Origin of the sequence: Albidovulum sediminicola (assembly GCF_025751575.1) — a bacterium.
GTDB classification, from domain to species: domain Bacteria; phylum Pseudomonadota; class Alphaproteobacteria; order Rhodobacterales; family Rhodobacteraceae; genus Albidovulum; species Albidovulum sediminicola.
In genome coordinates, this window is the sequence record NZ_JAOWLA010000002.1 from 284,138 (window position 1) to 298,472 (window position 14,335).

A 14,335-nucleotide genomic window follows, 5' to 3' on the forward strand; every position below is an offset into this window, starting at 1 on the left:
CCTGGCCCCGATGCTCAGCAAACGGCGGAACGCGGGCACCAGCATGACCGGTTTCGGACATCTCTGGGTCATTTAAACATTCATGAATTGGAATGCCAGTGACGGCGCGCAAGAAAGTTCAGCCCCCGCTTCGCAGGACAATACGACCCGGCGGGGAGGAGGCCGCCGGGTCGCAAAGGCCTTAGCTCGCGCGCTTGGTGAGATGCGCGTAGCTCGCGGCGAAACGGCCGAACTTGTGCGCCCCGCAGGTCACCGGCTGGTAACGCTGCGGGTTCGCCTCGGACACGCAGGAGGGCAGGGGCGTGATCACGGCGTCGAAGTCGGCGTCGATGAAGAACGGGATCGAATAGCGCTCCCGTCCCGAGGTGTTGATGACCCGGTGCATGTTCGCGAGGTAAAGATCGTTCGTCAGCTTCTGGATCAGGTCGCCGATATTGATGACGAAGGCCCCACGGATCGGCGTGCCCTCGATCCAGTCGCCGTCCCGGTTCATCACCTGAAGACCACCGACGTCATCCTGCGCCAGGATCGTCAGGTTGCCGTAGTCGGTATGGGCGCCGATGCCGATGACATCCTCGCCGATGTTGCCGGTCTGCGGCGGGTAGTGCAGCAGACGCTGGATGCTGATCGGGTTCGACATCAGCCCCTCGAAATGGGTTTCCGGCAGGTCAAGGCTCAGCGCGATCCCGCGCAGGATCGACTTCGAAAGGGTCACCATCTTCTGGTGATAGCCGTAGACCAGTTCCTGGAACTCGGGGAAACCGGCCGGCCACTGGTTGGGTCCGAAGAACGGCCCCTCGATCGTGTCGCGCTCCGGACCGATGTCGAAGCATTCCTTCAGGTCGCGGGTCTTGCCAGGGTCGGTGTTCTCGCCAAAGGGCTCGATATAGCCGCGCAGCGCCACGTCGGACCAGCTGACATGCAGCGCCGTCTTTTCCGCCATCGGCAGGTCGAAGAAGCGGCGGGTCACGTCGAAGACCTGATCGACGAAGTCCTGCGCGATGCCGTGGTTCTTCACATACATGAAGCCGGCATTCGAGAGCGCCCAGCGGATCTGGCGGGCCACGCCCTGCTTGTCGCTGCCATCCAGAAGCGGCGCCAGGTCGACCATCGGAATCCTGTCGAAGCTTTCGCGCCGGGCGCGCAGCTTGTCGTCAAGCCGGGCGACCAAATCGTTGCTCATCTGCGTAGTCTCCTCGTGGGGATAAGGATTGCGGGCGCGGGGTCCCGTTCCCCGGCGCGGACGTGCGCCGGGGGTCTTTCAGCAATCTGGGGTCGGGTCGGGTTGGGGTGGTGTCAGTACCACATGTCGGGCATGTCGCCCTTTCGCCGCGCGACGAAATCGCGTAGCGCCTCGTCGATGCCTTCGTCCAGCGCGGGGGCCTGGTATTCCGCCAGCAGCTTTTTCCAGCGCGCATTGGCGCGCACCGCGTAGTCCAGCCCGCCCTGTTCATCCCAGGTTTCCCAGGGCTGATCGTCGTTCAGCGCGCTGTCCCAGTAGGCGGTTTCATAGTGGCGCAGCGTGTGGGCGGTGGAAAACAGATGCTGACCCGGTCCAAGCTCTGCGAGCGCGTCGAAGCCGAGCGTGTCCTCGTTGACCTCCATCCCGTCCAGATAGGCGTGCAGCGCGCCGCACATGTCGGTGTCCATCACCAGCTTTTCGTAGGACACCGACAAAAGCCCGTCGAGGAACCCGGCCGAGTGCAGGACGTAGTTCGCGCCGCCCTGAACCGCCGACATCATCGACATCATGCTTTGCTGCATTGCTTGCCCGTCGGGCAGCTTGGAGGTGCTGAAGTTGCCGGCGCAGCGCAGGGGCAGGTTCAGCCGCCGCGCGAGCTGCCCCATGGCGAGCGAGCCGATCGCGGGCTCCGGCGTGCCGAAGGTTGGCGACCCGGATTTGAGCGACATGGACGAGAAGAAGCTGGCCAGGATCGCCGGCGCGCCGGGGCGAACCAGCTGGGTCAGTGCGCAGGACGCCATGGATTCGGCGAGGCCCTGGGCCACCATGCCGGCGATGGTCAGGGGCGCCACCGCGCCGCCCAGCAGGAAGGGCAGGTGGATGGAGCCCTGGTTGGCGGCCGCATAGGTGCGGATGCCCGAGGTCGTGACGCCGTCCAGAACGAGCGGCGAGGTGGTGTTGAAGTTCCCCATCACCACGCAGTTCTGATCGGTGAAGGCCTCGCCGAAGACCAGCCGGGCCATCTCGACGCTGTCGGCGGCGCGTTCGGCGGCGGTGATCGAGCCCAGGAAGGCTCGGTCGGAATAGCGGATATGGGCATAGACCATGTCGAGGTGGCGCTTGTTCACCGGCACGTCGGTCGGCTCGCAGACCGTACCGCCGGAATGGTGCAGCCAGGGCGAGGATTGCGCCAGCTTCACGAAGTTCTGGAAGTCCTCGATGGTGCCGTAGCGGCGCCCGCGATCGAGGTCCATCACGAAGGGCGACCCGTAGGAGGGCGCGAAGACCACGTTCTTGCCCCCGATGCGGACCGAGTTGGCGGGGTTGCGGGCGTGCTGGGTGAACTCCGCCGGTGCGGTCTTCAGGACCTCGCGCAGCATGCCGGGTTCGAACTTGATCCGCCACACGTCGGCCGATTGCTCGGTCACATCGGCGCCAGCCTCTTTGTAAAGCCGCATCGCCTCCGCGTCCTCGCGCAGCTCGATGCCGATTTCGGCCAGGATGCGGTCGGCCGTCGCCTCGATCCGCGACAGGCTTTCGTCGGAGAGGATGTCATAGGTGGGGATGTTGCGAACGATGTAGGGGCGCTTGACCCCCTGTCCGCCGCCCAGGCGGGTTTCACGTCGCTGGTTGCGGCCGCTGCGCTGGCGTTTCGCGTCTTGGTTTGTGCTGTCACCGTCCGGCATGATCGGCCCCTCCTTTGATCAGCGCGAAAATACGACTGCGTAATGTCGCTGTAACGCCTGAAAATCCTGATAAGATTGATAAGGTGGGTTTATGGATTCCCTTCGTAGCCTGCTCCCGTCGATCAACAGTCTCGTGGTGTTCGAGGCCGCTGGCCGCCTGTCCAGCTTCACCGCCGCCGCGCGCGAACTGAACATGACGCAGGCCGCCGTATCCTACGCGATAAGGGGGCTTGAGGATCATCTGGGCGCCACGCTGTTTCTGCGCGAACACCGTCGCGTCCGGCTGAGCGAGGCGGGCGAAAGGTTCCACGCCGATGTCTCGATCGGGCTGTCACATATCCAGCGCTCCGCTCAGGACCTGCGCGCGGTCGCGACGGGCGGGCATGTGACGCTGTCCTGCTCGACCGCCTTCGCCGCCTTCTGGATGGTGCCGCGAATGGCCCGCTTCCGCCAGGACCTGCCCGAGGTGGACCTGCGCATCCAGACCGCCGACCGCGACCTGGACCTTTCGGGGGAGGGCATCCCGTTGGGCATCCGTGGGGGCGAGCCCGCCGACTGGCCGCAGTACCAGGCCGAGGCCCTGGCGCCGGAAGAGATCTATCCCGTCTGTGGCGCGGGCTACCTTTCGACGAATGAGCCTCCAGCGACGGCGCCGGACCTGCTCTCCCATCCGCTGATCCACCTGGAGGAACCCTTCCGCTACGCCACGACCTGGCGCGACTGGTTCCGCTCCGTCGGGATCGAGGGCAGGCTTGTGCCGAAGGGGCTTCAGATCAACGATTATGTGCTGGTGGTGCAATCCGTACTCGAAGGGCAGGGGATCGCCCTTGGCTGGCGTCACCTGGTCGAGGGGATGGTGGAGAAGGGAGTGCTCTTGCGGCTGACCGACAATGTCGTTTCCACCGGCAAGAGCTTCCATGTGGTCTGGCCGCGCGACGCCGTTCTGTCGCGCGCGGCGGCGCAGGTGCGCGACTGGCTTCTGGCCCAGCGGCCCGCCTAGCCACGGGCCCGACGGCTGGGGCGCGTCTTAGGTGTGACGCAGAAGCGGCAGGTGCAGCCAGCTGCCGATCCGCGCAAGGAACCCCGGCGCGGGGGCCTCAGTGCAGCGCATCGCGTCCTCCGCCGCGTCAGCGTCGGGCGCCTGTCGGCGCATCTGCAATTCGCGTGCCCGCGCGGCGCGGACCGCGGCCTCGTAGGAGCCGGTGAAGGTGAGAGAGCTGTAAAGATCGCCATACATGTCCGTTCCTCCTCTGCAAGCAGTGTGGTCCGGACCCGTGATTTCGCCGTGAAGGACCGCGTGAATGGCGGCTCTCCCGCGCTGTGCGAGACGTGAAATCTCTGTTAATAATCGGGAATGCGTGTATTTCCGTGCGCGGGGAACGGTATGTACCGGCTGAACCTTTTCGGAACCTTTTCCCTGATCGGTCCGGATGGCGCGCCGGTGCGCCTGACCTCGCGCAAGGCCAGGGCGTTGATCGCCTTCCTCGCGCTCGGCCCCGGCAAGCCCCGGAGCCGAGAAGAGATCATGGCGCTGCTTTGGTCCGACCGGGGCGAGGCGCAGGCGCGGGCCTCGCTGCGGCAGGCGCTGACCGGGTTGCGCCGGGACCTCGGCGCCGAGGGGGCAGGTCTGCTGCGGATCGAGGAGGACAGCGTCGCGCTCGATCCCGGCAAGGTCTCTGTCGAGGCGGCGAATGGCGAGCCGTTTCTGGCGGGCCTGAGCATCCGCGATCCGGCCTTCGAGGATTGGCTGCGTGACACGCGCCTGTCGTTCGGGGAAGAAGCCGCCGCCGGACCCGGCGCCAAGCCGGCGGCGCAGCCCGAAAGGCCCTATGTCGCGGTCCTGCCCTTCGCCAACCTCTCCGGCGATCCCGAACAGCAGTATTTCGCGGATGGGCTGACCGAGGACATCATCGCCGAGCTTTCGCGCTTCCCGACACTTTGGGTGATTGGCCGAAGCTCCTCCTTCGCGTTCACCGAACTCGACCAGGGGGAACGGGACGCGGGCGGACGTCTGGGCGTCAGCTATCTGGTTGAGGGCAGCGTCCGCAAGGCGGGCGACCGCGTGCGCATCACCGCGCAGCTTGTCGATGCCAAAAGCGGTGCGCATCTCTGGGCCGACCGTTACGAGCGCAGCCTGGATGACATCTTCGCGGTTCAGGATGAGGTCGTGGCCTCGGTCGTGGCAAACCTTGGCCTCAGCCTTGACGGGGTGAAGACGGCGGAGGCACGGCGCAGGCCCACGAACATGCTGAACGCCTACGACCTGCTTCTGCGCGCCCGCTCTGCCTGGTGGCACGGGAATGACCGCGAGGCCTTCGCCTTCGCGCGCCGCGCGGTCGAGGCGGACCCCGACTTCGCCCGCGCGCATGCCTATCTGGCGCTTCAGAATGCCTATCAGTTCTATAGCGGCACACAGGGGCTATCGCTGGGGGAGATCGCGGACAACTGCCGCTTCCACGCGGAGGCCGCGCTGGCGCTCGACGAGAATGACCCCATTGTGCATGCCTACGCCAGCATGGCCTTCGGGTTTTCGCCGCTTCTGGAAAAGCAGCGCGGGGTGACCCATGCCGCCATCGCCAGCCGCCTCAATCCCCACGATTGCGAGATCATGCTGTTCCAGGCCTGGCAACTGGCCTTCGCCGGGAAGCCCCGAGAGGCACTGGAATGGTTGGAGCGGGCACGCCGGCTCAACCCGCTTGGCGGCTACATGATCTCCGCCTGCTACGCCGACACCCAATACATGAACCGAGACTATGTCGCGGCACTGGATAGCTTCAGCGGACAGGCCGAGGCCCCGCCAGCCTTCGCGGCGGTGTTCGTCGCGGCCTTGGCGCAGCTTGGGCGGCTAGAGGAGGCCAGGGCCTGCGCACAGGCCCTGGATGGCGCCGGGTCGCCGGGCTTTCGCCTTGGGGACTACGCGCTGGCCCAGATCGCCACCTGCCTGCGCGAGGAGGACCGGGAACATTGGCGGCAGGGCTTCCGGCTGGCCGGTCTGGACGTCTAGGCGCGGGCGCGTCGGGCCAAAGATGTGGCGCGACCTTGAGGAAAGCGGCCAGCAGGGCATGGGGAAAGACCGGACCGCGCCCCAAACCCATGAAGGAGTCGCTGGTGTGCCCTGCCGAGTTGCGCAGCGTGCAGCTCCAGTTTCCATTGCCGCGCGTTGGGCGCCGGACAGCGATAGGCACAACCCCTGCAAAAACGCGATCAGAACACCGGCGTCGGTGTCGCCGCGAAGGAGGGGCTGTTCGGGCAGGATGCCGGGGCGGCCACCGTCCCGCCCCCATCCCACGACCCTGACGTCGCCAAGGCGCTGGTCGCGGCGGAGATCGACTCCATCTCCTGCGCGCCGGACAGGTTTGACGGGGTGGAGATGAACGTGGCCGAGGGGGGGGGACGGCGGGGGGCTGAGGCGCCTGCCCTGATCTATTCCTGCAGTCGGCGCCGGATCAGTCTGAGGTCGTGCAGCACGGCGAAGACGGCGGGCGAGACGAACAGCGCCAGCAACGTCGCCCCGGTCAGGCCAAAGGCCAGACTCGTGACGATGGGGCGCAGGAACTGCGCCTGGGTTGACTGCTCAAACAGCAGCGGACCAAGCCCGACGACCGTCGTGAGCGAGGTGAGGAAGATCGCGCGGAAGCGGTCGCGCACGGCGCCAACCCCGGCGGCCACGATATCTTCGCCCCTGGCGTAGTGGTCCTTGATGAACTCGATCAGCAGGATCGAGTCGTTGACGACGACCCCGGCGAGCGTTGCGAGGCCGACGAGGCTCGGCAACGACAGCTGCATGCCCATCGCCATATGCCCCCAGACGACCCCCACCGCGCCAAGCGGGATGGCGGCAAGGACAGCCGCCGGCTGGATGAAACTGCGGAACTGGAACGCGAGGATCAGGTAGACCCCGATCAGGCCCATCGCCAGGTACTTGGCCAGGGAGCCGCCGGTGGTCGCGGTGTCCTGCTCCTCGCCCGAAACGATGACGCGCACGCCCGGACGGGTTTCGCTCAAGCCCGGCAGGAAGTCGCGCTTCACCGCCGCGACGAGTTCGCGGGCATTGGCGATGTCGGGGTTGATCGAGCCGGTGACAGAGACGGTCCGCTGGCCGTCGATCCGGGTGATCCCGGCGAAACCCCGCGTCTCGGTCATCTCCGTGACTGCCGACAGGGGCACCAGCGCGCCGTCGGGACCCGTGATGCGGATGCGGGCGATGTCGGCGGCCTCGGATCGGTCTGCTGCGGCGAGCCGCGCGACCACGTCCACCTGGCCAAGCGCATCGGGGAAGGAAAGCGCCGTGTCGCCCCGGAACGCGGCGCGAAGCTGGGTGGCCACGCCCTGCGCGGTGATACCGAGCGCCGTAGCGGTAGGCCCGAGGCGAAGCACGTATTCGCGCTTGCCGGGCCGCAGGTCATGGGTCACGTCACGCACCCCCGCGAAGCCCCGCAGGAAGTCGCGCAGATCCTGCGCCGCCGCCTCCAGGTCTTCGAGGTCGGGACCCTGCAGGCGGATGTCGATCGCTTTGCCGCCGACGCCGCGTTCGCGGTCGGTGAAGCGCAGCGCGGCCATGTCCGGCATCGGGCCGGTCAGTTGCTTCCAGCGATCCAGTATCGCGGTGACCGTGGTGCTGCGGGTTCCCGCGGGCAAGAGCGCGGCGCTGACCGTTGCCACGTGGGGGCCGCTGTCGGCCACATCGGAATTGCTGCCGTAAGTCACGGTGACCTTGCCCACCAGGGACTGGCCGCCCGGCTGCTTCGGCGTCTCCTCGGCATTGAGGTCTTCAAGCGCGGCCACGATCTTGTCCACCCGTTCGGCGGTCAGCGACAGGGGGGCGCCCTGCGCCAACAGCAGCCGCGCTTCCACCGTGTCGCTTTCAAGGGCCGGGAAGCTCTGGAATTTCAGGAAGCCGCCGCTGATCGGTGTGACGGAGAAGAGCATGAGGAACACCGCAAGCCCAAGCGTCAGGTAGCGAAACCGGAGCGCCAGCGCCGCCAGCGGCACAACTACGCGGTCGCGCAGCCAGGCGAAGCCGTTGTTGACGGCCCGGCCGACAGCGCCCTGGCGCTGTTCGCCCTCCAGCGAATGGGCTAGGTGGCGGGGCAGGATGAAGAAGGCCTCGAACAGGCTCACGATCAGCGTGATGACCAGCACGATGGGCAGGAACTTCAGCACCGCCCCGATCGCGCCCATCATGAGGCCCAAGGGCCCCACAATCATGACCGTCGTCAGGAACGAGGCGACGACCCCCGGCATCACCTGGCTCGCGCCCTTGACTGCGGCCTCGATCGCACCTTCGCCCTGCTGCCGCCGCCGCACGATGTTTTCCGAGATGACGATGGAATCGTCCATCAGCAGGCCGATCGCCACCAGAAGCGCCACCATCGTGATCATGTTGATGGTCAACCCCATCACCTGCATCGCGAAGACCGTGCCAAGGAATGAAACCGGCAGCCCTAGGGCCACCCAGAACGAAAAGCGGAAGCCGAAGAAGAGCCACATCGCGACAAGCACTAGCACAAGGCCCTGTATCCCGTTCGTGGTGATGATCCGGAGCCGCTCCACGATGTTCGAGGTGCTGTCCTGCGAGATCGTCAGCGCGACGCCCGGCGGGGCGGCGGCGCGGGCGGCGTCCAGTTCGGTTTGCAGCTCCGCCATGACTTTCAAGGCATCCTGGCTGGTGGTCTTGGTCACGGCGATGATCGCGGCACGCTCGCCGTTGAAGTAGGTCGCAACCCCAGGGTCGGCAAAGCCCTGGCGGATCGTTGCGACCTCCCCCAACAGCACCTGCCCGCCCAGGGTGGAACCGGCCAGGGGAACGGTGGCGAAGTCCTCGGGACTGCGCCGCTCGCCCGCGAAGCGGACCAGCGCGTCGCCACGCAGCCCCTCGATCGTGCCCGCTGGCAGGTCGAGGCTGCTGCGTTCCAGCGCGGCGGCCACATCGGCGATGGTCAGGCCATGGCGTTCCAGCGCCGCGGCGGAGAGTTCGACCGCGACCTCGCGTTCCGAAAAGCCCGAGACGGTGGCCTGGGCGATCTGCGGGTTGCGCTTGAAGTCTTCCGCAAGGCGGTCGGCATAGGCGAAGAGGATCGCGGGGTCCTCGATCCCCGTCACAGCGACCGAGGCGACATTGGCCACGCGTTCGACGACCCGCGTCACCGGGTCCTCGGCCTTGTCAGGCAGGCCGCTGACCGCATCGACGGCCGCCTTCACATCGCCGGCGAAGCGGTCCATGTCGGCGTCCTCGACGATCTCGGCCGTGATCAGCGCAAGGTTGTCGCGTACCTCGCAGCGAAGTTCAGAGAGGTTTTCGACCGCGCGGATCGGGTCCTCGACCGCCATGCAGATGCCGCGCTCGACCTCCGCCGGGGCGGCGCCGGGATAGGCGATGCGGACCTCCACATCCGAGGGGGGCACCACCGGGAAGGTGTCGCGGCGCAGCGTGGGCGCCGCTGCGAGACCAAGCCCGATCAGCGCCAGCATCAGGATGTTGGACGCCGTCGGGTGGCGCGCGAAAAGGCCGATCATTCGCCCGTGCCCCCGCCCTTGGCCTCTGCGGCAATCGCGGCGGCAAGGCGCGCGTCCTCGAGGGGCGTGACAGCCATGCCCGGGATGGCGAGCGTCGGATCGGTGACGACCAGCCGGTCGCCCGCCGCCAGCCCCTCGGTGACGATGGCGAGGCCGCCGATGGCATAGGCCGGCACGATGCTGCGGGTCTCAAGCCGGTCGTCCGCGCCGACCAGGAGCACGCGGCCCGCCGAAATCGCCTCGGCCGGGATGACAAGCGCCTGGCGCGCGGGGGCGGAAAGCTCGACCTCCACATACATGTTGCGCCGGAGCGGCGGGCGCAGGCCGGGCTGGGTAAGGTCCAGCGGGTCGTCCACCCGCACCACGATGTTGGCGCTTTGGGTCCGGGCGTCGATGGCCTCGCCCACGCGCATGACCGTCGCGGGCCATTCGGCGATGTGGCCGGGTACGGGAAGCCGGACCACCGCGCGCAGGTTGCTGACTTGGACCTCCGGTCCCAGCGCGCGGACGACGGGGGCCATGCGGCCAAGGGGGAATTGCGCGGCGATCTCTGCCGCTTCGGTCCCTTCGGCGGTGAAAAGCGTGGCGCCGCGGGTCACGACCTGCCCCAGCTCGGCGCTGACGGCGCCGATCCGCAGGTCGTAGGGCGCGCGGATCGTGGTGAAGTCGAGACTGCGGCGCGCGATATCCCGCTGCGCGGTCAAGACCTCCCGTTCGGCGGCGTTCAGCGCCATCTGGTTGTCGATCTCGGTCACCTTCGCCCGCGCGGCAAGGACGGCGCGGTCAGCCTGCTCCAGCCTGCTCCGCGTCGCGACGCCCTGATCCTGGAGCGTCCTTTGGCGCGCCAGTTCCGCCGCGCTCAGCTCCAGGTCCGACTGGCTCAGCGCCCGGCTGGCGCGCAAGGTCGCGTCCTTCACGTCGAGCGCGCGCAACTGCGCATCTGTCTGGGCGAGTGCGAGCCTGAGGTCAGTATCGTCGATCCTGAGAAGCGGTGTGCCTGCGGACACGTTTTCCCCGTTGGCAAGGTCCGGCGCGGTTTCCACGACTTCGCCGTCGATCCGGGCCACGGCGCGCCATTCGCGGGCGGGCCCGACCGCGCCGTAGCCGATGACGCGCGGAACGATCTCAACCGGCGCCAGCGTCAGGACGCGGACCGGGGCCGGGTTCGGGGATTTCCCCTTGCTTTCGGGGGCTTGCGCGATGGCGCCCGATAACATGATCGCCGCCACCCCCGCGGCAGAGGGCAGAGCCACGGCGAGGCCACGAAGAAAGACGGTCTTGAGTAAGCTCATGCGGGCCTCCGATGCCGCTGCCGGTCGCGGGGCAACCGGGCAACATTCGGAAGTCGAGATATGTTTTGCAACTGCCAAATCGTCGCGCCCGGCGCAGGCCGTCCGGGCGCAAAGAGTCGGAAGGTGGGGAGGGAACGGAATTTCCGCTGGCCCGCGCCCGGTCGGGGCGCTAAGGCAAGGGCCATGACAACGCCCTTGCCCCCGTGCCCCGAATGCGCCTCGTCCTTCGCCTATCAAGTGGACGCCCTGCTGATCTGCCCTGAGTGCGGGCACGAATGGGCCGCGACGGCCGAGGGGGGTGAAGAGGCCGGGGTCCGCGACAGTGTCGGAAACCTGCTGGCGGACGGCGATACGGTGACGGTCATCAAGGATCTGAAGCTCAAGGGCTCGTCCTCGGTCATCAAGGTCGGCACCAAGGTCCGGGGCATCCGGCTGGTCGAGGGCGATCACGACATCGACTGCAAGATCCCCGGCATCGGGCAGATCGGGCTGAAGTCCCAGTTCGTGCGCAAGGTCACCGACTGATCCCGAAGGCGGGGCAGGGTGCTGCCCCGCTTTCGCGCGGGCGCTGCCCTAGGTCGCGGCGGGCTCGATATTCGCGTTAAAGCGGAACCTGTTGTCCGGATCATAGTGCGCCTTGACCCGGCTCAGCCGACCATAGCTGTCGCCATAGGCCTCCTGCACGAGGCCGCTGCCCTCGTCGCTGCCGCCAGCGAAGTTGAGGTAAAGCCGCCCCTCGGTCGAGAAGCGACGGCTCCCCTCCCACGCCTTGCGGGTGAAGGCGAGGTTCGCGGTATCGTTTTCCGCCCCCTCCCAGACCGAGTCGAGCGAATACATCCAGGCCATGCCCCGCCGGTCGATCGCTGTGGCCTCCGGCGGCACGGCCATCGTGCCGGCCCCCATGTTCCACAGCGAACTCAGCGTGTTGTCCGAGGGCGCCTCGATCGCGTTCGTGAGGGCGATATCGATCAACTCATCGGGCAGTTCTGGCAGGTAGTGGCTTTTCCAGTAGCATCGGAAGGCCCCGGCCGGCATGAGCGTGTCAAAGAGCGACTGCAACTCGCAATAGGCCATCTGGCCAGAGAAATCGGCGGCAAGTTCGCCCAACTCGCGCAGAGGCTGCATGACGCGCTCGCCCTCGTCAGGATCGCCCGCCCACATGGCCGCGAGCGTATAGCAGCGCTGGCCCCAATAGCGTTCGGGGAAGTCCTCCGATTGCGGGATCGTCGAGAATTCGCAGAGCGATCCGATCCGGTCCTGCTTGTCAGCGAGGAAGTCGCGCCAGAAGCGGATCGGGCCGCTGCCTGCCGAAAGCGGGTAGATCGGGGCGGCGAACATGACCGTCGGCCCGCAGGGATGCAGCGCGAATTCGAACTCGACCACCACGCCAAAGTTGCCGCCGCCGCCGCGCAGCGCCCAGTAGAGATCGGGGTGGCTGTCGGCCGATGCGGTCACGCGCTCCCCGGCGGCGGTGACAAGGTGAAAGGCCCGCACATTGTCGGCCGCGAGCCCGTGGCGGCTGCGAAGCCAGCCGATGCCGCCGGCCAAGGTCAGTCCCGCCACGCCCGTGTCCGAGATCAGCCCGCCCGGCGTCGCCAGGCCGAATTCCTGCGTCGCGCGATCGACATCGCCCCATGTCGCGCCGCCTTGAACACAGGCCACGCAGGCCTCGGGATCGACCTCGACCCCGCGCATCAGGCTCATGTCGATCATGATCCCGTCGTTGCAGGTCGCATGCCCCGCCACATTATGCCCGCCGCCCTTGATCGAGACCGGCCGTCCCGCGCCGCGCGCGAAATTGACCGTGGCCACAACGTCGGCGGCATCTTTCGGGCGCACGATCAGCGCGGGCCGACGGTCGATCATGCCGTTCCAGACAGCGCGTGCGGTGTCATAGGCGGCATCGCCTGGCGCGATCAGCTCGCCCGAGATCCTGGTCGCCAGCGCCTTGGCCTCCGACGATCTCGAAAAGGTGGTTCCTGCGGTTGTTTCGATGTCCATGACCTCTCCCTCCTGCAAGTCCATGACCGAGTGTGACGGAGGGCGCGTGGACATGTCAGTGGCAAAAATGGCGAAAACGGGCCAAACTGGACAGGCGAACGGACCTGGATTGGGGACATGAAACGGGATCGGAAACCGGTTTTCGCCTTGCTGACCTCGCGCGAAACCTCGCCATCGGTGCTTTATGGCCTGTATGACGTGCTCTACTCGGTCGGCGCGATCTTTCCCGAACTGACGGTGGGCGAGCCGGGAGAGGGGCTTCTGGATGTCCGCATCGTCGCCGCCGATGGGGCGCCCTTCCGCTGCACCGGCAATGTGGTGATCGAGCCGCACCAGTCGATCGGCGATCTGGCCGACCCCGATGTCGTCATCGTCTGCGACATGTTCACGCCGATCGACGTGCCCATGACCGGCAAATACCCCGAGGAGATCGCCTGGCTGCGCCGGGTGCATTCCGGCGGGGCGCTGATCTGCGCGGTCTGCTCGGGCGCGCTTGTGCTGGCCGAAAGCGGCCTCTTGGACGGGCGGGAGGCCGCCGCCCACTGGGCCTATGAGGCGTTGTTCCGCAGGTGTTACCCCCGCGTGAAGCTGCGCCACCAGACCGCCGTTTGCCGCAGCAGCGAGGCCGACAACATCGTGACCGCCGCCGCCGTCACCGCCTGGCAGGACCTGGTGCTTTACCTCATCGCGCGCTACTGCGGGCCGAACCATGCCGCCACCGCCGCGAAGGTCTTCCTGTTGTCGCATCATGAGGACGGGCAGCTTCCCTATGCCGCGATGCCACGGCCGGTGTCTGCGCTGGATGCCGTTATCGCCCAGAGCCAGTCCTGGATCGCCGGCAACTACGGCTGCCCGAACCCGGTCAGCGAGATGGTGGAGCGCTCGGGCCTGTCGCAGCGAACCTTCGCGCGGCGCTTCCGGGCCGCGACCGGCTACAGCCCGATCGAATACGTTCAGGCGCTGCGGATCGAGGAGGCCAAGCAGATGCTCGAAGCCACCTCAGAGCCCATCGACGACATCGCGATGGAGGTGGGCTACGACGACCCTGCCTCGTTCCGGCGGCTCTTCAAGCGGTGCGCGGGGATCACCGCGGCGGCCTACCGGCGCAAGTTCCAGGGCGCGAGCTTCACCAATATCGGCCTCTAGGCCGGGGTAAGCGCCCGTTGTCCGGCCCAGTCGGCCAGCGCCGCGGGGTCGCAGGGCAGGGGCACGGCCAGCCCGCCCGTGAAGGCCAGGAAGTCGGGAAGGTTCAGCCCGTTGACCCCCAGCAACACCGGCAGACCCCGTTCCAGCGCCTCACCCACCAATTCGCGGAACCCTCGGCCCTCGGCCTCGTGCTTGCCGAACTTGTTCAGGATCAGCATGTCGGCGTCCCCGCGCGCGAGGCGGCGGGCGACTTCTGCGACCGCCTGCTCCAGCGCGCCGGGGTTCAACTGGCAGCCGCGCGCGTTCGCGCCAAGGTCCTGCGTTATGTTGATGACCGGCCCGTCCGGCAGAAGCCTCAGGTCCATGTCGCAGCGGTAGCGCCGGGGGCGATGGATATTGGTCTGAACGACGCCCGCCAGCCGGACGCCGCGCCGGGCCAGCAGCGCGGCGGTTTCAGACAAGACCCGGTCAGTCTCTCCGCTCTGGGCGGAGGTGATATAGGCAAGATGCAT

At 67.3% G+C, this 14,335-nt stretch carries 11 protein-coding genes; 4 read left to right on the plus strand and 7 right to left on the minus strand.

Going from position 1 to position 14,335, the window contains the following annotated elements; translation table 11 throughout:
* Positions 1-181: 181 nt before the first annotated feature.
* Entirely contained in the window at positions 182-1,183 is a 1,002-nt protein-coding gene (locus OE647_RS03385; protein WP_263720243.1) for an isopenicillin N synthase family dioxygenase, read from the minus strand.
* Between the two features lie 113 nt (positions 1,184-1,296).
* The gene (locus OE647_RS03390) at positions 1,297-2,868 is read right to left on the minus strand and encodes a trimethylamine methyltransferase family protein (RefSeq protein ID WP_263720244.1); all 1,572 of its coding nucleotides are present in this window, start codon (positions 2,866-2,868) and stop codon (positions 1,297-1,299) included.
* Positions 2,869-2,959: 91 nt separating this feature from the next.
* On the opposite strand from OE647_RS03390, the gene OE647_RS03395 reads away from it, so the two are divergent.
* Positions 2,960-3,868 (plus strand): LysR substrate-binding domain-containing protein, encoded by a 909-nt coding sequence (locus OE647_RS03395; RefSeq protein WP_263720245.1) that lies wholly within the window; start codon positions 2,960-2,962, stop codon positions 3,866-3,868.
* Between the two features lie 27 nt (positions 3,869-3,895).
* On the opposite strand, the gene OE647_RS03400 is transcribed toward OE647_RS03395, so the two are convergent.
* Positions 3,896-4,105 carry a hypothetical protein gene (locus tag OE647_RS03400; RefSeq protein WP_263720246.1) on the minus strand — a complete coding sequence of 70 codons (210 nt, stop codon included), beginning with the start codon at positions 4,103-4,105 and terminating at the stop codon, positions 3,896-3,898.
* Between the two features lie 147 nt (positions 4,106-4,252).
* On the opposite strand from OE647_RS03400, the gene OE647_RS03405 reads away from it, so the two are divergent.
* A complete protein-coding gene (locus OE647_RS03405; protein WP_263720247.1) occupies positions 4,253-5,872 on the plus strand; it encodes a winged helix-turn-helix domain-containing protein in 1,620 nt (539 codons plus the stop codon).
* Between the two features lie 419 nt (positions 5,873-6,291).
* Here the strand turns inward: OE647_RS03405 and OE647_RS03410 are convergent, their stop codons facing one another.
* Both OE647_RS03410 and OE647_RS03415 read right to left on the minus strand, forming a co-directional pair.
* A complete protein-coding gene (locus OE647_RS03410; RefSeq protein ID WP_263720248.1) occupies positions 6,292-9,384 on the minus strand; it encodes an efflux RND transporter permease subunit in 3,093 nt (1,030 codons plus the stop codon).
* Positions 9,381-10,676, minus strand: a complete 1,296-nt coding sequence (locus OE647_RS03415) for an efflux RND transporter periplasmic adaptor subunit (RefSeq protein WP_263720249.1) — start codon at positions 10,674-10,676, stop codon at positions 9,381-9,383. The genes OE647_RS03410 and OE647_RS03415 overlap by 4 nt, the downstream gene beginning before the upstream one ends.
* A gap of 183 nt (positions 10,677-10,859) precedes the next feature.
* On the opposite strand from OE647_RS03415, the gene OE647_RS03420 reads away from it, so the two are divergent.
* Positions 10,860-11,201 (plus strand): zinc ribbon domain-containing protein YjdM, encoded by a 342-nt coding sequence (locus OE647_RS03420; RefSeq protein WP_263720250.1) that lies wholly within the window; start codon positions 10,860-10,862, stop codon positions 11,199-11,201.
* Positions 11,202-11,249: 48 nt separating this feature from the next.
* Here the strand turns inward: OE647_RS03420 and OE647_RS03425 are convergent, their stop codons facing one another.
* Positions 11,250-12,677: an FAD-binding oxidoreductase gene (locus OE647_RS03425; protein WP_263720251.1), complete on the minus strand. Its 1,428-nt coding sequence runs from the start codon at positions 12,675-12,677 to the stop codon at positions 11,250-11,252.
* Between the two features lie 117 nt (positions 12,678-12,794).
* Here OE647_RS03425 and OE647_RS03430 point away from each other — a divergent pair, with 117 nt between their 5' ends.
* A complete protein-coding gene (locus tag OE647_RS03430) occupies positions 12,795-13,823 on the plus strand; it encodes a GlxA family transcriptional regulator (protein WP_263720252.1) in 1,029 nt (342 codons plus the stop codon).
* Here the strand turns inward: OE647_RS03430 and OE647_RS03435 are convergent.
* Positions 13,820-14,335 carry a DUF2478 domain-containing protein gene (locus tag OE647_RS03435; RefSeq protein ID WP_263720253.1) on the minus strand — a complete coding sequence of 172 codons (516 nt, stop codon included), beginning with the start codon at positions 14,333-14,335 and terminating at the stop codon, positions 13,820-13,822. The two genes, OE647_RS03430 and OE647_RS03435, sit on opposite strands and share 4 nt — an antisense overlap.